Below are 17,611 nucleotides of genomic sequence, written 5' to 3'. Positions count from 1 at the left end.
GTACATCGCAAAACAGCCGTTGTCGCACCTCTGGATCAACCGACCCTTGTCGTGGCCTGGGTCGGAATCAACTGGCACGCATCCGCGCACAAAAGGTGCCCAGTGTTTCGCCGGCGGGCACCGGAGCTGAGCATGGGCGCCGTAGCGGATGACCCCTGGGGCCTGAAACAAGCCGCACGGGTCATCCACTTCGGGGCAGGGAACGCTGAGAACTATCCAAAGACGCGGGTGGGAAGGGCTCCGAACTCTGTGAGTCTGACCGAGCTGCCCGGAGCGAATCGGTCTCGGTTCGCCAATCGGCGAGGGGGCTCATTCACTACACCAGCGCTGCTGGTCGGCGTCAAGTTCGACGCGGGCTGGATGGCTTGGCCTTGTTGTGAGAGGCGCCGACCTTGACTGACTTGGTGCCCGTGCAAACCGGGTAGCGCACACACGACCAGAAACTGCCGGTTCGGCCTTTGCGCTGACGCATCGCGCTGCGGCAGATGGGACAGGCTGGGCCCTTGGCCCGAGGCAGTGGCAGCGCCAAAGACGCGTGATCATTGACCAGTTGCACCAACCATGCGGCCTGCTTGGCGAGAAAGGTATCCACGCTCAATTGGCCAAGCTCGATTCGCTCCAGCGCCTGCTCCCACAACGCCGTCAGTACGGGGTCAGCCACGGTGGGTGGCACGGCCTCGATCAGGGTGTGGGCGGGGGCCGACGCGACGAGGCTGCGCTTTTTCTTGGTCAGGTAGCCGTGATCGAGCAGACCCTGGATGATCGACGCACGGGTTGCTTCGGTGCCGATGCCGACACTGGCCTTGAGTGTTTGCTTAAGACGCGGATCCGCCATCTGGTTGGCTATGGTTTTCATCGCCTTCACCAAAGTGCCCTCTGTGTACGACTTCGGTGGCTGAGTCCGCTGCCTGTTGACTGCCGCGTTTTGAATGTTGACGGCTTCGTTCTCAGTCAGGGTCGGCAAGGGTTGGGTCTGTTCAGACGGCTCGCTGGCATCAGTTTCGTCGATAACGGCTTTCCAACCTCGCACCTGGATCTGCTTGCCACGCGCCAGCAATTGATCAGTGCCCACGTGCAGCTGGACCTGAGTCTTCAGGTACTCGTGGTGGGGCAGGAATTGTGCGAGATAGCGCGCGCGGATCAGCGCGTATACGGCGCGTTCCCGCTCGGACAGTTGGCTCAGGTCGATCACTTTGGCCGTAGGGATGATCCCATGGTGAGCGGTGATTTTCTGATCGTTCCAGGCGCGAGAGCGCCGCGTCGGGTCGAGATGCTGCAGTCGCTGGCTGATGGCGGGGTGGCTCACGGCTAGGGCGTGCAGCACGTGCGGCGCTTGCGCCAGCATGCTGTCGGGGAGGTAGCCGCAGTCGCTGCGCGGGTAGGTGGTCGCTTTGTATGTCTCGTACAGTGCCTGAGCCGCATTCAGGGTGTCCTGCGCACCGAGACCTAACTTGGCAGAGCAAATCTCCTGCAGCGTACCTAGATCGAAGGGCAGAGGCGGTCCCTCGCTGACGCACTCTACGTCGTTGCGAGCGACCCGTGCCGAGCCCGCTCTCAGCAGGCGCCGGGCGGCGTTTTCGGCGACTGACTGATCGATGCAGCGGCCCGCTTCATCGCAGCTCTTGGGTGGTGGTAGCCAGCGAGCCTGAAAGAGGCGGTCGTCCGCGTGCAATTGAGCGTCGACCGTCCAGAACGGGCTCGCGACGAAACTGGCGATGGCGCGATCGCGCTCTACCACCAGGCGCAGCGTCGGCGTCTGCACCCGGCCCACCGGCAACTGCCCATCGTAACCGGCGCGACGCCCGAGTAAGGTGAACAGCCGACTCAGATTGATCCCGATCAGCCAATCGGCCCGGGAGCGGGCCAGGGCACTGTGGTAAAGCGGCAACGTCTGCTCGCCGGGGCGCAATGATTTCAACGCCTGGCGGATGGAGGTGTCGTCAAGCGCGGACAACCACAGGCGCAGAATCGGACCCTCGTAGTGGCACCGCTCAAGGATTTCGCGCGCGATCATCTCACCTTCACGGTCAGCGTCCGTGGCGATGACCAACTCAGTACATCGCCGCAGCAGATGGCTGATCACCTTCAACTGGCTCGCCACCTTGGCTTTCACCACCATTCGCCAATCGTTGGGGATAATCGGCAGGTGCTCCAGTGACCAGTGCTTGTAGCGTGGATCGTAGGCGTCGGGCGGAGCGGTCTCCAACAGGTGACCGACGCACCAGGTCACGGCCACTTCGTTGCCCTGCAGGCAACCGTCGCCGCGACGATTGGCGTGCAGCACTCGCGCAATGTCGCGAGCCTGAGAGGGTTTCTCACAAAGATACAGGCGCATGGTTAGGCTCTCCCGGTCGGATAGCGACAGGGTGGCGCGAGGGTCGTGGCGAGCCAGTGAAAAGCCGAAGGCAATACCATCATATCCGTCGTCATGAGGGGGCGACGGAGATCGAGCAGAGTAGAGGCAAAGCGGTTAGCGGGTCGCCAGGTGTTCGGTCAACTGATCGAGGACGGTCAATGCGAACTGGCGGTCATTAGCCTTCAGTGCCTTCAGGCGGGTGGTGAGTACCTGCGACTGATCCTGGGGGCGGGTGCTGAGCACCAGCAGGAGTTCATCGGCAGGACAATCGAAGATGTCGGCCAATTGCAGCAGCTTGGACACCGTCAGTTCCACCAAGCCGCGTTCCATTCGGGAGACAGCTTCAGCGCCGATGTCCAGGCGAACGCCCACGTCTTCTTGGGTCAATCCGCGCTTTCGACGGTACTTCGCCAACTGGCTACCAATGTGCTTGGGACTGGAATCTTTGGCTGGCACTGAGTCGTTCTCCAATTCGACCCATATGGTTGTTCATCGACCTGTTGGTATGAACACCCTATGAGGTTGACTAACAACCCATTGGGGCGTATTGCTCGATCTCGGAGGATTTCCCGGCTGGGCCGTTGAGAGGAAAAAGATGCAGCGAGGTGAAAAACTACCGTGTGAGGCGCTGAAGCTCAGGGCCTGCCTGCTGCTGTTGGCGCTACGACAGGCACCGGACAATGGCGAAAGGCGCGCAGCGCTGATCAACTGGGTTCAGGAGAATCCGGCGCATCGGCAGGCGTTTGATGCGCTGAATCAATCCCTGGAGGCGGTGGCGCAGCTACTGGAGCAGTACGGAGTTGCTCCATAAGCTACGCCACCTCACCAGCCTCGATCATTGATGTGCCCAGCCAGACACGCCTGATCAGCGGCCTCGTTCAGAGGGGGTGAAATTCCACTGACGTCCATACCCCTACTTGGGTTTGCGCGTGGTTTTGCTGGCCCCCCGCTTGCGTGTCGCGCCGTCGTCTTTGGCCGGTTCGCCGCCTTTCTCACGCATGGTGACGGAGGCCAGGCGGTGCGGCAGGATGCCGATTCGCCGTGCCTCGACCTTGAAGGTCACCCGGGCATTGTCATCGCTGTCTTCCCACTCATCCTTGACCGTACGGCCCTCAACCAGGATGCGCATGCCTTTTTGAAACAGCGTACTCCAGTGTTCGGCGTCCCGGTGCCAGAGTTCAACCGGCGCCCAATAGCCGCCCCGATCCTCAAAGCCGCCTTCGCGGGGCACCGGGTTGTCAAAATAAACGTTCAATCGCAGCAGCCGACGCGGTTCGTCAGGCTGTGTGTTGAACTCCTGGTACTCTGGCGCACTGCCGATGTTGCCTTCGCCGACAAAGAACGTACTCATGGTTGCTGCTCCTCGGTGGGGGATTGCGGTGTCATGCGCTGCGCGTCCGCCGTCTCCAGCTTGTCAGCCGAAGCGAGCGCCTGGCGGTACAGGGAATGCAGGCCACTCATCTGCAGATTCAGCACCACGCGGTTGACCTCGAGCTGGTGCAGCGCCTCGCGTACTGTCTGGCCCAGCTGCGGCTGTGCCATGGCTTGCTGCCACACGCCGACGCCCATGCAACTGAAATCACGGCTGCGCCAGCGTAAAAAATCGGTGCCCGCCACGCTGTGCTGGATCACCAACCGCAGGTCCAGCAGCGAGAAGGGTGGCTGCGCCACGATGGCCAGCATCGCGCCCATCAGTCCGGCGACATCGCTCCTCAGGCGCAGGAGAGTGTCCGCCAGCTGCACCAGGTCTCCCTTACCCTTAAAAGGCTTTAAAAGGCCTTTTAGGGAGGCAGCCTGTTCGAACTGGCGATAGGTATCCGCAGAAAACCGGCGGGCAATGGCTTCGGCGAGTGTCACGCGTCACCTCCGTCTGGCAAAGCCGCCAGGGCAGAGGCCGGCGGATCTTCCGGCGGCTCGTGATCTGGTTCAGCGCTGGTGGTTGCCCCGGCGCCGTGGTTGGTGGGCGGCGCGAACTGCGAGCGCCGTGTGCCTTCGAGGATGTCCTGCGGCGGGAGACCAAACTTCTCGACGGCCTCACGCGCGCGCGCATTGTTCGCGGCCATGTCACCGCGACTGACGCCGGCCAGTCGGTAGCGCTGCGCCAGGCCAAACAAGCTGCGGAGCTGGTGGGCGCCACGATCGATCCAGATTTCCATGTCGCTGCGGCCAATCAGTGCGGTGTGATGGGCGAGTAACACACGCCGTACCAGGGTGTCGTAGTCGGTCAGCAGGTATACCGCGAGAAACCCTAATTGGCTGCCGATGAACAGTGGCAGTGTGACGGGGTGGATGTTGAGGTTGTCACCGATGTCGATCTGCGTGGGCAAGTCGCGTTCGACCAGACTGACCTGCTCGGTCAGGGCAAGCATCTCGCTCTTGGCCTGTGCCAGCTTTTCTTCCAACTGCAGCATGAACCAGTCAGCAAACGGATCGTCCTGGCTACTGGCTTGCTTGAGCAGGTTGGTGACGCCGATGTAGCCGGCCATGCCCATGATGGCGTGGACGCCCTCGCGGGCGATGCGACCCTGCCACAGACGCGCAGCGTGGTGGGTATGCAGGGTCAGGGTCATACTGCTGCGCAACGAGCCCAAGTTTAGCTGGTAGTGGTCGACCATTGCCGTGTCCTCGCCGAGGGATGGCGGCCACCATGGGCTGCAACTGCGATAAACACACCGTTCAATGCGAAGCGCGATCGCTCAAGTTATCAGGTGATGGACCTCAGTGGATTTGATGCCGCCGGGATCAAATCCACTAGGTTCCAGTGGCGACATGACAACGCCGTTTGAGCTCCTGTAGGCACGCCTGAGCGAGAGGGGACACCGCTCGATCCTTCGCGGGGCTTGCACGTCCTGCCGCCGGTTGAGGGGGCGGGGAGGCGGGCTGGGCTGATCGGTCCGGGCTCACCTGCGCGCGACCCGCCCACAGCGTGAACTCTCCCTGACATGCCCGCTTGACCAGGCCCATCAGATAGGCGACCGGTTTTCGTATATCGCCCCGGGCGCAGCGCACCACCGCCTCACTGATGACGGCTTCACGCTGTTCCGGTTCGAGCTGGCGCAGCGCCTGCACGGCCATGCGCTGCTCGGCCGGACTGAGTTTCAAGCTGTCGGACCATCGCGTCGTCGCGTCGATCAAGGTGAGCGGTACTGTACTTTTTTTGCTTTGGTCTTGTTGTACTGTACGCCCAGGCGCGGTATTCCGAACGTCAGCCAAAACGGCGGCCTGTGGACCAGGTTCGGGATATGCGCCTGTCGACTGGGGCTTCTGAACCCGGTGCATCTCGCTGCGTTCGGAAGCGTCTGGCGCTTCGGCCGGTTTCAGTGACAGCACCTGTTGAGCGGCGGGCATGGCCAGTTGTTGGACCGCTTTAACCACTTCACACGGGACATTCGGATCAGCCTGAATTTCTGCCAGGGCGTGCTTCGCGACATTGCGTATCCCTCGGTTGGCGTGGCTCAGGTTGCGCTGGATCAACCCCAGGTAATCTTTGTCGCGGTCAACCGCTTCCGCGGCCGACAGCGGCTCATCGTGTAGCACATACTGGCAGCCACGCAGGCACCCCTGCTCATCGCGAGCACGCTCGACCAAGGTGAGCCAGCGGGTCGTGCGCAGGACATTGAGTGCGCGAGCGACGGTTTCCCGGGACGCCAGGCCTCCGCAGGGGCTGGTGGCCAGATAAGGCTGCAGGTCCTGATACTGCGGCATGCTGATTCCCTGCTGCTCGATCAGCCAACGCAAGATCTGCCAGGTGTTGCGTTCCAGCGGTGTCAGGCGCTGGTCCAGCAACAGTGCTTGGGGCAGCAAGTCGATACGGCCAGGGTTGAGGTTACCGTGCTGAGCTTGGTCACCCATTGTCTCGCCAGGCGAACTTCTGCTGTCGAGACTGCAGCGCAGCGCGTCGTAGCACTGGCGCACCACGTCCTGCCAGTCAATGCTGTAGTACTTCAGCATGATACCCCCCCGTAGAGTTCGACCTGTTGCCACACCAACGTGAGGCTGATGTGCTGCTCCTCGGCCAACATCAACATGGCATCCAACGGATCGCTGTCAGGGTCTTCTTTTCGCAACTGGCTCCAGCGGTTCCACACAGCGTGCTCCTGTGCTTCGCTCAACTGAACGGGGCGGCCGCGGTGTGTCTCGATCTTCAGTACGCGGCGGCGCAAGGCAGTTTCCGAATGATCCAGGCCAAAGCAGCGGTACATGATGGTGGAGCTGGCACCGAGCTTGAGCGCACGGTTGATTAGCCTCTCGTTGTGCTCATCGCGCTCGGCCTGGGCGATCAGACGCCGCAGCACGGTGGTGTCCACCTTGATTTCCACCCAGGCGATAGAGGAATGCGCCAGATGCGACAAGGTGGTAGGCGGCAACGACTGCAGCACCTCGATGGCTTCATCGTCGAGACCCAGAGCCTTGCAACGTTGCAGGCGTCCGTGTCGTAACTCGTGGAGCACCTGATTCAACATGGCGTGGTTCAGGAGATTGAAGGTCATGCTCATGGGGACCTCCTCGTATCAGCGAGAGGATGACAGGGTGAGTTCGATCAGACGGCGGGCGGCGCGGATCAGCGAGAACAACTGCTCCATCTGGGCGTCGGGAAGGCGCTCAAGCCCTATGGACAGCGCAGGGCGATCCACGAGCCGGATGTCGTAGGCGCCGATCAACAGTTGTCCAAACAGGGCCGCGGGGAGTTGCTGACGCTGTTCCCAGATCACTTCATCCTGTAGGCGCAGGAGCGCCGCGAGGAGCAGGTGGATCCCGGTGCCCCGGGGTGTCAGCGTGGTGGGCTGTTCCAGCGACAGGATGAAGCCGAGCCCGTTATCGCTGCTGCTCACCAGATGGCCGGTATCGGCATAGTCGGCCAGCGCTCTGGCCAGCGTGGCGGAGGTCTGCCGCAGTTCAACTGCACTGTCGGTAGCAGCCGATTTGACCTGTGGAGTGTCAGCATCGGTGACGTTTGCCGATGGCTTCGGTTCGGCCGGCGGCGAATGGGCTTGCTCCAGAGGCGCGGACCGTTCGCCGACTTCCTTCACAGGTGCAGCGCTTATCGAGGTCTCTGAGGGCGCAAGAGAGGACCCGTTTGCCGCCGTGCTGACGGAGGGAACGTCGGTTGCAGCGGGTGGCACCTCGGCAGCTGTTCCGACGCTAACCTCCCCAGGGTCGCTGGCGTCGTTCACGTTCGATGCCAAATGAGGTGCTGTTCCCAATTCGCGCTGTCCGCTCTGAAGCATGTCCAGCGCCAATGCTCGTGGCGACTGTCCCAGTGCCTCAGCCATCACCGCGAGAAGCTCGTCCTGCAACTGGCTGGTCTCCAGTTCGGCCACCTCACTGTCGAAGCGTGAGAGCACGGCCATCCAGACAGCGGGAAAACCGCTGTGGTCTGTGGCGTGGCGATTCCACACGGCCTCGGCCCTGCCGTGGAGGGAGATCGCCCGCTCAATCGCGGACTTTCCCAATCCGGCGTAGAGAACCTGCGGAATGGACGGGAGCAGGTGTTCCAGGGTATCGAGCATGCGGCTGACGTGAGACTGCGATACGGGATACCCACCTTCGCGGAGTCGCTTGGCGAGCTCGCGCTGACTGAGCGGTTCGCAGCCGGCCTCCAACATGTCTTTCAATTTGGCCACCGCCAGTGCTCGTTCGATGAACGTCAGTTGGCCGTGCAGGTCGCTTTCGGTGAGGTGCCCGAGGAGGGCGTGCGCTTCGGACTGCCAGGGCCGAAACAGGCAATTGATGCGGAAGAAACGCTCATCGCGGGTTTCCTGCCAGAGTTCGCCCAGAATGCTCAGGCGTGTATTGCCACCATTGCGGATGATGTAGTGCGCTTCATTGGGTCGCCGAGTGATGGAGGGCGGCTGGTCCAGCCCGCGCTCCCGGATGGAGGCCTTGATGTCCTCATACAGCGGATTGCGGATGAACCGCGGATTGTGCTCGTAGGGGCGTAACTGCTCCAAAGAGACGATGATCGGTGCATCGAAACGGGGCTCGAGAAGCGGCTCTGGAGCAGACTTCCTGGGGAAGTGCGTCTGTTGCAGTTTCTGCATGATTTCTTCGGAGGTGGGCGTCTTCATCACACGGCCTCTGGTCAACTTCGAAGGGAGCGTCAGCGAATTCGTGATCGATAGGCTAGGGCTGTACGACAGCGCGGGCCGTTTTTGTCTGATCCTGAGCGATGGCGATAAGTTGGGAGACAAGGCAGGCGGTCTCGTCAGTAAACTCTGACCAGGATGCCCAGACGTGGGTCAGGGTCATACTTCGCGTGCCGCTGGAGCCTGTAGCGCTGCGTCGCTGTTCACAGCCGCGATCTTCGCGGACCACTGAGGAAACAGTTCCTGCGCCAGTGACACCATGATGTCGGCGGCGCTCGGGCCGCGTGTGCCGGGTGCTGGTTTGCGTTCCACCCGGTGGACGGGCAAACCCAGCGTCGCGGCATTGAGGTAGGCGACCCGGTCCGGGATTGTCGATGCGCAGACACTGATATGTGGGTCCGATGCAAAGGTGTTCTTCAGGCTTTGCATGATCAGGCTGGTGTCACGGCGGTTGGTGTTGACCTGATTCAGTAGCAGCTTGACCGAGGGTAACCCAACGCCTAGGTAACGATAGGGCTCAAGCTCTTCAAAGAGTCCTAGCGTCCCGCGGCGCAACTCGCGGGCCGCCAGCATTTCCGGCGGCAGAGGACAAAGCGCACAATCGGAGGCAAGGATGGCCATCTCCACGACGACGCTGCGGGCGCCTTGAGTATCCACGATCAGTACATCGTAACGTTCCTCAAAGGCTGATCGCAGGTTGCGCAACCTCAGCCTGCCGTCTGCCGCATGCAACACCAGCGTGGTCAGATGGGCTTCACGATCATTGGAGACGATCAAGTCGAGGCCTTGAATGACCGTAGCCGTGACAATCTGATCGGTCTCGGTGATCCCATTGGCAATCAGTTCGTAGCTACCTGCGTTGCTGGGAGCCAGTAGCGCGTAATAGCTGGAGAGCGTCGGCTGGCTGTCCAGGTCCAGCAGCAGCACGCGCAACCCTGAATCGGCGAGCAGCCCCCCGAGGTTGGCGGCCACCGTGGTCTTGCCAACACCCCCTTTGGTTGAGATCAACGACAGGACGTTCATGGCTGGGCACCTGACGTCAGCCGCGCCAGCACCCATTGTTCTATTTCCCAGGAGTCCCAGCCGACGGCACGCGTGCCGATACGGCGACATTTTGGGAATTGCCCAGCCTTCATGAGGTTGTAGATGTGCGAGCGTTTGAAGCCGGTTTTTTGCTCCACTTCATCACGACGCATGATGTGCCGATCGGCAGGAGCAGCGGTAACGTTGGCAGCTTGCATGGTGTCACTCCTTAGCGCCGAGTGGCGCGCGGTGGGATGTGACAGTCAGTCAATGCCTTGGCCAGCGCAAAGTCATTGCCAGGCAGTCGCCTGCGCTGCCTGGCAATCGCCTCCAGACAGCTATCCTGGCGGATGCAACTGCCGATGCGCTTCGGCGAATTTCCGATCGAGGGTACGTTTACTCAATCCAGGCTGGCTGGGGAAACGGGTGATGATGGCATCCACCACTGCCGCTTGGTTTTTGTAGACAGATTGCACCTGGCCATCGGCATTCTTCCCGACGGTGACGTCCAGCAGGGCGCCGATAATGACGTAGAAAACGACCGTGGACACCTCGGACGGCGCGTCCAGTTTCTCAAGATCCGAGGCCAGATTGTGATGGTCCTGAGTCAGCGTCTTTAGCTCCAATTGCACGGATGAATGAATCTCGCGCAGCTTGGTCAACTCCCCTCGAGCACATTCCAATTCAGCGCGTTGAGCGAGGTGCGCTCCGAGGCTGACGCACTCTGCGTGGTCGGTGTTCTTGCTGAACAGGAAATCGGGCTTGTCGTCTGGGTAGTAGCGGGCCACCCACATTCGGAGATCGGAGTGACGGATGCACATGTAGGCATGTTCTAGCCGACTGCCGGGACTGATGGCTTGGCCGAGGTAGGTGGCCGGCAATTCCTGGCAAGCGATCGCATCACAGATCCGCTCGTTGTAGGCGTGCAGGAACGGCCACTGAGGAAACTCCTTGAGCAGGAGCTCTGGCTTTCGGAGCGCGACCTGGACGATTTCTGTCTCATGCGCGGCGAGGTCCGACCAGAGAATAGCGGCGTCTATCGGGTGATAGTAGTTCCTTAGTGAGGCCATCTTGTCAGTCCCTTTACTTCTTTCCATGAACCGGCGACGGGTGAGGTACCGCATTCCGGAGACTGTAAGAAATCCAGTTTGGCACAAAATCAAAACTTGGATCCAATTTGATGACTATATAAATGATAATTGGTTCAAGAGCTGATATTGGTTTTTGTTCTATTGATAGGCCATCGAGGAATTATGCGTGCTGCCGGGACTGTCCTTGCACGGTTATAGGACTCTTGGGAGTGGCGAGATTGGGGATTTGTTTGGCTGCGAAGTTCACCGTGCGTCGCTCATCATGGAAACTCTTATACGCCATACTACCCGGCGGGTTTGCCTGGACTATCGACTAACCCGGTGATGGCTCGCCAAGTTAACCTAGTCAAAAGGCCTCAGGTCCACGTCATGAGCACGCCCACAACGTTTAACCTCTACGCTTGAGTCATCCCACTGTGGAGGGATGAACAAGCGGCCATTCTGCCAGAGCTCGGTACGACCCCTTGTAAGATTCGTAGAGCGCGAACCGATCGGCTCGAAGAACGAAGTCCGGTTGGCTACACGCCTCCGGAACCGGGAGTCGATAGTCACGCGACAGCGTCAGATGAGGGCGAAACTCCATCTGTTTCTTTTCCTGTCCAAGTGGCAACATTGCCTGTTCCAGCGCATACGACAACCGCATCAATGCGGTGTCCGCGTCGGTTGGAGACAACACCAATGCGCCAGCCCTACGCCACGCTTCTAGCCTGTCCAGATGGACATTGAGGCTTTTCCCCGGCCCTTTGATTTTCGACGCCGCTTCGCAGATTCCAGCTATCTGGGTTGTATCAACAGACCCCAGGAAGAGCAACGTGAGATGAAAATTGGCTGTGGGTACAGGGCGACCGGCTCGTAGTGAAAGCGAGGCACGCCATTGGGAGATGGTCTTCCTAAGCGCAGGCGGGCAACTGAGGGCAAAAAACAGTCGGGATTGTGGTTCATTGCTCATCGTCATGTTTCTCTTCGCGTGCAGCGTGCTGGTCACGAAGGTTATCCCTGTGGCTTTCGGCGGGTTCGATCAAATAAGGCCCCTGGTTACGCACATTGCCCACATCCTTGCCCACCTTGAACCAGTGAAAATCATCTGTGGGTCGGCAGCCTTCCAGGGCGATTTCCTTCGCGCGCTCCGGTGAGGTTTCAGGATCGATCCATTCCCTGGCGAGCTCAGGGCTCAGCACCAGAGGCTTCCGGTCGTGAATATCAACCATATCCTGATCTGAGCCCGCAGTGATGATCACAAAACCGTCGCGTTCATCCGGTTCCAACCCCTCATGAACCTCGGCCAGGCCAGCAAAGAACATCGGGATCTGTTCCTTGAGGGTGATGAAGTAAGGCTGCTTTTTCCTGGGGTCGACTGAATCCTTGACCCACTCATACCACCCGTTGGCCGGTGCTAACATGCGACCTCTGGGCCAAAGCTGGTTGAAAAGCTTACCAGTCATCAGCGTATCGACCCTGGCGTTTATTGGATCAGGCCGTTTGCCCTTGGCCCAAAAGGGTGACCAGCCCCACCGCACCTTGTCGACGCTCAGGGCATCTCCGACAGGGCGAATGATCTCGACCCGCGTGGTCGGCGCGACGTTGTACCGTTCGATAGGCCAGAGGTCATAACCATTGATCACCAGTTGCTTTGCGGCCAACTCTTTGAGGTAGTGATCCATCGGCTCTTAGATCGGATAGCGTCCGCAGCACATGCTGTCACCTGTCGAATTTCCTCATTTATGAGATTGACCGCAAGCGATCCAGATCGTTAACTGTGTATACATACAGTTTGGCATCGCAAGGCGTGCATCATGAGCATCACCATTCTTGGCCCATTGGCAAACGGCGGCGAAAAGCTACCCATGTACTCGTTTCATGTGCCAGCCGGCTTCCCGTCTCCGGCGGCGGATCACATCGAAAAGCACATTTCGTTAGACGAGTTGTTCGACATCCGCGCACCTCACGTTTAACTGGTGAAGATCGAGGGCGATAGCATGCGTGGCGCCGGGATCTACAGTGGGCACTGTCCGGGAATGCCAGCGAGCGCGTCATGATGATCATTGAGTCGATGGTACCGGCGCTCGAGGTCTACAGCATCGATGAGGCGTTCGCCGAACTGACAGGTATGCCGGGTGATCTGACAGCGTTTGGTCGCAAGCTGCGAGCGACCATTTTCAAACACACGAGTATCCCCGTTGGCGTAGGGATTGCTCGCACAAAGACTCTCGCCAAGCTGGCAAATCACACGGCAAAGCTGCTCTTGGAAAAGACTGGCGGAGTCGTTGATCTCTGCGATCAAGCCAAGCGTGAGTGGACGTTGCGCAACACTGACGTTGGAGGGTTTTGGGGCGTGGGCAAGCGGATGAAGGCTCATCTTGAATGCATGGGCATCAAGACCGCCATGGATCTCGCACTAGCGGATGCCTGGACACTCAGACAGAAATTCAGCGTCGTGATCGAGAAAACTGCGCGCGAGCTCGCCGGCACACCTTGCCTGGAACTGGGTGAGGCGGATCCGCCGAAACAAGAGATCTGCTGCAGTCGCATGTTTAGCAACCGGTTGACCGAAATCGAGCCGATCAAAGAGGCTGTGGCCACATACACGCAGCGCGCCGCAGAAAAGCTTCGGGCGCAGAACTCGCTGTGCAAAAAGATCCGCGTGAGCATCCGAACAGGGATGTTCAATTCCGAGGAGACGAAGTACGCGAACGGCGCGCTAGTCGAACTGCCGTATCCAACGAACGATGTGCGGCTGATGACCAAAGCGCGACTGAGGCAGTCAACCGTCTCTTTCTGCCAGGGTACAAGTACAGCAAAGCCGAGGTCTTGCTCATGGATTTGCGGCAGCCTGGTGAGTTTACGGATGACCTTTTTGCTCATTCGCAGCCAGCGGTGGCCGATAAGGTGATGAGTGTCCTCGACTTCATCAATGAGCGATGGGGAAGGGGGACATTACGCGTAGCCAGTGTGCCTTCGGCACCTGGATGGGCGATGCGCAGGGATCTGATGAGCCACAGCTACACGACGAGGCTGGATCAGTTGTGGACTGTTACAGCCAAGTAGGACAGGGAATTAGGGAAGCTGATATGAACGATTCAAACCAAAACCTGCGAAGAGACTTGCAGGGAATCGCCGCTGATTTGAAATGGTCAGCAGTGGAGCTCGTGCGCATCGCTGAGAGGTTGAGCCAGGCTGGTAATGATCCGGATGCCCAAGCGTTGCACCGGATGATTGCGATGTTCCAGAGGGAAGAGCTTCGTCTTCAAGGCATGGTGAATGACGTCGCTGAAGGTCGCATTGTTCAGGTGGATGCCGTGCCAGGCTGATCCCGATCGATTAGGTGATCCCTCAAGCCATCGTGGCGCTCCATCAACCGCTTGGACAGGGCGTTGAGCTGAGATTCGAAGCTCTCCATCCTTCTTCGCAGGTCGTTGATGTGAGCTGATGGCACTCCCCGTAGAGATGCTTCGTCGATGATCGACGTAAGCGTTGAGGTGAGCTCAATCTGATTTTGGATCAGGCCGTTGTAAGCGATGGTAAGTGAATCGTGCATGTCTAAATCCATTTGAAATCGAGGCAAACCTAACGGCTTGGTCGAGCGGGCGCCTGCGGCGTCGGCTGGCGTGAATCGAGCCCTTGCGGTATCCGCTCAGTATCGTGGCTCCGGGCGCTCACCTTCCACCTGCTCGCTCTGCTCGCGCGTAAGCGGAGCGTTCCGCAGCACTTTCCAGATGTCTTTCCTCAGCCACAAATCCAACTATGTTCCGTGGTAACAACTCAGACTGGAAGCTCTATGCATTTAAATCGCGTTGGGAATACTTGCTTACGCGTACCAGATTTCTGATTCTTACTAAATGACCAGGTTGCATAACAGTCTTAGTAATGTGACATGGAGACTTGCAGTGCCTCGTTCTCTGACCAACGATGACGTCCTCGACCCTTAATGCCTCGACGGGATGTTGATTTCCATCATCGCTACTAGCTCATGCAGTAATCGGATAGCAGTCGTTGTTAGTGATATCTACGGCAGCGGTGCTTTCACCACCTTGGATCCAAAATATGGCAGCAGACAGGTATTTGTGCTATCAATACGCAATCATGCGTGCGGGGCTCATAGCGGCGTACGGCGGCTTGAAAGATTCGCTCGTGCTCGCTTGATGTAAAGGTTTTTAACCTTTGAAACCCCCAGTACCTGATCGTCGTGGCGCGGATGTCTCTCCAGATCGCCAGACACCTGAGCAACCTGGCCTTGTACTGCCAACGCAGTACGGGATTATCGCGTTGAATACTAAAGCTCGCTGGCACTAGAGATTCTTTGAGCCGTGAGACCGTAAATGGCAAGGATCGATCTTTATTCATGAGAAAGCTTTTTATCAGCTACTGTCACAAAGACGAGGATTATCGTGTCAGCTTGGGGGAGCACCTAGCTGGGCTTATCAGAAAGAAAGCGATCACGATCTGGCACGACCGCAAGCTTGTCGTCGGTGACGAGTGGCGAGGCACCATAGAGGAAAAGCTTGAAACCGCCGACTTGGTCATTTTCTTGATCACGCCGGCATTTTTGGCTTCTGATTATTGCAATGACATTGAGGTAAAACGTGCGCTGGAGCGCCACGATAACGGCTCAGCGTTATTTATTTCGATCATCGTACGCCCTTGTGACTGGACGGACACTGAATTTGCCAGGTTTCAACCGCTTCCAAACGACGCTCGACCGATTTCCAAATGGGAAGATCAGGACGAGGCTTGGCTGAGCGCGATCGAGGGCATAAAGGCTGCCCTCGACTCTTTCACCCCGAAGGAGCAAAACGTCATGCCCATCGAGGATGTTGCGCCTAAGAAGGTTTCAGATCGTTGTGCCGAATGGCTTCAGGACACGGAAATCACCTTGGTGCATCGCAAGGTGGACAGGGTTCGCCTGAGCGACATCTATGTGCTGCCCGACATCGAGGTTGATAGGGACTATCGGGACAATGAACTTGAGCTCGATTTCAGCAGCGCTGAAGTCCTGTACCAGAACACCGGTCGATACCTGTTGATGGGGGAGGAGCAGCAGGGGAAAACGTCCTTTTTGAAGAAGGCATTTTCAGAGCTGGCCCTTAAGGGGCATCTTCCGATTTACGTGGATGCGGCCGGGATTACCAGCTCGGACGTTCGAAAACTCGTCCAAAAATCCGTGGAGGCTCAGTACACCGGCTTCACCGTCGACGAATTCCTGGCCAGTGAAAATGTCGTGCTTCTGCTCGATAACCTGGACGAGATCGGGCTCAACGAGCGGTATCAAAGTGTTTTCATCGATCGTGTGAACGAGCTTTTCGAGAACGTGATTGCCACATCCCACCTGGCCTTTGGATATGTATCCGCTGAAATTGAAGGGTTGGCGCATTACAAACCAGCCAATTTATTAGGCTTTGGCAACCTCAAGCGCGAGCAGATAATCAAAAAATGGGTGTCCTTAGGGGTCGAGGAGACGCTTGAAGACGCTGCGCTTTACCAGCTTTGCGACGACATCAAGAATCACCTGAACACGATCATCAAGCGGAACATCGTTCCTCCTCGCCCTATCTACGTGCTCATGCTGATGCAGATGTTTGAGGCGTACAGCCAGCAAAATATCGAGCTGACGTCATACGGACATTGCTACCAGCAGCTGATCTATCAGTCCTTCGAGCAAGCAAAAATCCACGGCAAGGACTATGAGAAATTCCTGAACGTCCTCACCGAGATTTCCTGGGCTATTTTCATGAGGGGGGAAGGGCTCAACAGCGCTGAGCTGGGGGAGTTTTTTGACCGCTACGAGTCAACCTATCTTTCGGTAGACAGAACCGACATCATGTCGAAGCTTGAGAATCACTCGATTTTGGCGACGCGCCAAGGACGGATGCACTTCAAGTACCCGTATATTTACTACTTCTTTGTCGGCAAAAAGGTCGCAGAAGGTTTTTCCGAGTCGGAGGACGTCAAGGTGCAGGTTGATCTGCTGCTCAAGGATCTGCACCGCGAGGATTACGCCAACATCCTGATCTTCATTACCCATCACACCAAGGATTCCTGGTTGCTGACGAAGATCAAGGGCACGCTGGCAACGCTTTTCACCGAGCACGAACGCGCGACGCTCACCAAAGAGCAGTTGTCCTTCATGGATGACTTCATGAAGCAGATTCCTGAATTGGTATTAGAGCAGCGAGAGATCCAGAAGGAACGTGACAAGGAAAACCGCTCCCTCGACCGAATTGAGCGCAAAGCACCGCTGGATGAGTCCCAGATTGCCCCGGCTGACACACTGGCCAACATCAACCAGTGCTTCAAAGGTATGGAGATCGCTGGTCAGATCATTCGCAATCGGCACGCAACCATGACGCGCGGCTCAATCTATGAGCTGGCCAATAGCGGCATGATGACGGGACTTCGATTCCTGGATTACTTCATCACGATTTCCAATTCGTCGCAGTCAGAGGTGATCAAATTCATCTCCAATGTGCTCTCTGAGGATCCGGGCCTGAGTGATCGGGAAATTCAGGGATACGCCGAAAGTACCTACCTTCACCTCACATACGGGGTGATCAACGCGGTGGTGCGAAAAATCGCGGGTTCGATTGGCTCGAAGGAAGCAGGCGAAGTCTACAAGGAGCTTGCAGACAAAGAGGACTCTCCGGCCTACACACTGATCAATCAGGCAATTGAGCTGCGGTTCAAGCGAGAGCTGAATCCAGAAAGCATCGAGAAAACATCTGAGAGATTGAAGAGCAATCCTGTGTGCCTGCGCATCCTCAAGGAGATCGTCATTCAGCACATTTACATGTACCCGGTAGACTATAAAGCCAAGCAGCAGCTCTCCAGGATTCTGAACATCTCGGTTCAGGGCCAGCGACACATGGATATGCGCAAAATTGGAAAGGGGTCAGTTTAGCTTAGAGATTTCCAAACTGGTCGGTGCTTAGGGGTGGTGTGTCGAGGGATTGGGTCGCCGACACACGCTGTCGCGATCTACCCTATATGCGCCTTGCCAGATCGATGTTGGCCCAAATGCCAGCCCTGAATTCTTTAATAATGTTAGAGGTAGCTGCGCGCTG

At 58.1% G+C, this 17,611-nt stretch carries 17 protein-coding genes and 2 pseudogenes; 5 read left to right on the top strand and 14 right to left on the bottom strand.

The features are described 5' to 3' along the window. Positions 1-340: 340 nt before the first annotated feature. Together B3I26_RS12365 and B3I26_RS12360 are read right to left on the bottom strand one after the other, a co-directional pair. The gene (locus B3I26_RS12365; protein ID WP_296258008.1) at positions 341-2,335 is read right to left on the bottom strand and encodes a DNA topoisomerase III; all 1,995 of its coding nucleotides are present in this window, start codon (positions 2,333-2,335) and stop codon (positions 341-343) included. A 135-nt stretch (positions 2,336-2,470) separates the two neighbouring features. Beyond that, on the bottom strand, positions 2,471-2,812 hold the full coding sequence (locus B3I26_RS12360; protein ID WP_296258007.1) for a helix-turn-helix domain-containing protein: 342 nt from the start codon (positions 2,810-2,812) through the stop codon (positions 2,471-2,473). A 91-nt stretch (positions 2,813-2,903) separates the two neighbouring features. On the opposite strand from B3I26_RS12360, the gene B3I26_RS12355 reads away from it, so the two are divergent. Beyond that, a complete protein-coding gene (locus B3I26_RS12355; RefSeq protein WP_296258005.1) occupies positions 2,904-3,167 on the top strand; it encodes a DUF4880 domain-containing protein in 264 nt (87 codons plus the stop codon). A gap of 102 nt (positions 3,168-3,269) precedes the next feature. On the opposite strand, the gene B3I26_RS12350 is transcribed toward B3I26_RS12355, so the two are convergent. The 11 genes from B3I26_RS12350 to B3I26_RS12300 all read right to left on the bottom strand — a co-directional run bounded on the left by B3I26_RS12350 (position 3,270) and on the right by B3I26_RS12300 (position 12,217). Next, the gene (locus tag B3I26_RS12350) at positions 3,270-3,707 is read right to left on the bottom strand and encodes a single-stranded DNA-binding protein (protein ID WP_296258004.1); all 438 of its coding nucleotides are present in this window, start codon (positions 3,705-3,707) and stop codon (positions 3,270-3,272) included. Beyond that, positions 3,704-4,213: a DUF3158 family protein gene (locus tag B3I26_RS12345; protein ID WP_296258003.1), complete on the bottom strand. Its 510-nt coding sequence runs from the start codon at positions 4,211-4,213 to the stop codon at positions 3,704-3,706. The genes B3I26_RS12350 and B3I26_RS12345 overlap by 4 nt, the downstream gene beginning before the upstream one ends. Beyond that, positions 4,210-4,971 carry a PFL_4669 family integrating conjugative element protein gene (locus B3I26_RS12340; protein WP_296258002.1) on the bottom strand — a complete coding sequence of 254 codons (762 nt, stop codon included), beginning with the start codon at positions 4,969-4,971 and terminating at the stop codon, positions 4,210-4,212. Before B3I26_RS12340 ends, B3I26_RS12345 begins: the two co-directional genes overlap by 4 nt. A 136-nt stretch (positions 4,972-5,107) precedes the next feature. Continuing rightward, entirely contained in the window at positions 5,108-6,307 is a 1,200-nt protein-coding gene (locus B3I26_RS12335; RefSeq protein WP_296258001.1) for an STY4528 family pathogenicity island replication protein, read from the bottom strand. After that, entirely contained in the window at positions 6,301-6,852 is a 552-nt protein-coding gene (locus B3I26_RS12330) for a DUF2857 domain-containing protein (RefSeq protein WP_296257999.1), read from the bottom strand. Before B3I26_RS12330 ends, B3I26_RS12335 begins: the two co-directional genes overlap by 7 nt. 15 nt (positions 6,853-6,867) lie before the next feature. After that, the gene (locus B3I26_RS12325; RefSeq protein ID WP_296257998.1) at positions 6,868-8,424 is read right to left on the bottom strand and encodes a ParB family protein; all 1,557 of its coding nucleotides are present in this window, start codon (positions 8,422-8,424) and stop codon (positions 6,868-6,870) included. Between the two features lie 177 nt (positions 8,425-8,601). Continuing rightward, the gene (locus B3I26_RS12320) at positions 8,602-9,465 is read right to left on the bottom strand and encodes a ParA family protein (protein ID WP_296257997.1); all 864 of its coding nucleotides are present in this window, start codon (positions 9,463-9,465) and stop codon (positions 8,602-8,604) included. Next, positions 9,462-9,683, bottom strand: coding sequence for an AlpA family transcriptional regulator (locus tag B3I26_RS12315; protein WP_296257995.1), 222 nt, complete (start codon positions 9,681-9,683; stop codon positions 9,462-9,464). The genes B3I26_RS12320 and B3I26_RS12315 overlap by 4 nt, the downstream gene beginning before the upstream one ends. A 120-nt stretch (positions 9,684-9,803) precedes the next feature. Next, on the bottom strand, positions 9,804-10,535 hold the full coding sequence (locus tag B3I26_RS12310) for a hypothetical protein (protein ID WP_296257994.1): 732 nt from the start codon (positions 10,533-10,535) through the stop codon (positions 9,804-9,806). A gap of 427 nt (positions 10,536-10,962) precedes the next feature. Continuing rightward, a complete protein-coding gene (thpR, locus tag B3I26_RS12305) occupies positions 10,963-11,511 on the bottom strand; it encodes an RNA 2',3'-cyclic phosphodiesterase (RefSeq protein WP_409522020.1) in 549 nt (182 codons plus the stop codon). Continuing rightward, positions 11,495-12,217: an SOS response-associated peptidase family protein gene (locus B3I26_RS12300; protein ID WP_296257991.1), complete on the bottom strand. Its 723-nt coding sequence runs from the start codon at positions 12,215-12,217 to the stop codon at positions 11,495-11,497. Before B3I26_RS12300 ends, thpR begins: the two co-directional genes overlap by 17 nt. A 132-nt stretch (positions 12,218-12,349) precedes the next feature. On the opposite strand from B3I26_RS12300, the pseudogene B3I26_RS12295 reads away from it, so the two are divergent. The 3 genes and pseudogenes from B3I26_RS12295 to B3I26_RS12285 form a co-directional block, all read left to right on the top strand. After that, positions 12,350-12,505 (top strand): annotated as a pseudogene (locus tag B3I26_RS12295) (peptidase S24); the annotation flags it as partial. A 56-nt stretch (positions 12,506-12,561) separates the two neighbouring features. Beyond that, positions 12,562-13,601: pseudogene (locus tag B3I26_RS12290) on the top strand (DUF4113 domain-containing protein). 23 nt (positions 13,602-13,624) lie between these two features. Further along, positions 13,625-13,864 (top strand): hypothetical protein, encoded by a 240-nt coding sequence (locus tag B3I26_RS12285; RefSeq protein WP_296257990.1) that lies wholly within the window; start codon positions 13,625-13,627, stop codon positions 13,862-13,864. Here B3I26_RS12285 and B3I26_RS12280 read toward each other — a convergent pair. After that, on the bottom strand, positions 13,840-14,091 hold the full coding sequence (locus B3I26_RS12280) for a hypothetical protein (RefSeq protein WP_296257989.1): 252 nt from the start codon (positions 14,089-14,091) through the stop codon (positions 13,840-13,842). The two genes, B3I26_RS12285 and B3I26_RS12280, sit on opposite strands and share 25 nt — an antisense overlap. An 804-nt stretch (positions 14,092-14,895) precedes the next feature. Here B3I26_RS12280 and B3I26_RS12275 point away from each other — a divergent pair. Next, positions 14,896-17,448, top strand: coding sequence for a toll/interleukin-1 receptor domain-containing protein (locus tag B3I26_RS12275; protein WP_296257987.1), 2,553 nt, complete (start codon positions 14,896-14,898; stop codon positions 17,446-17,448). The last annotated feature ends 163 nt before the right edge of the window (positions 17,449-17,611 follow it).

The organism is Pseudomonas sp. UBA5706, from assembly GCF_002419965.1.
Taxonomy (GTDB): domain Bacteria; phylum Pseudomonadota; class Gammaproteobacteria; order Pseudomonadales; family Pseudomonadaceae; genus Aquipseudomonas.
Note: the sequence above shows the minus strand (reverse complement) of the source record. Positions and strands in the feature narration are given on the sequence as shown.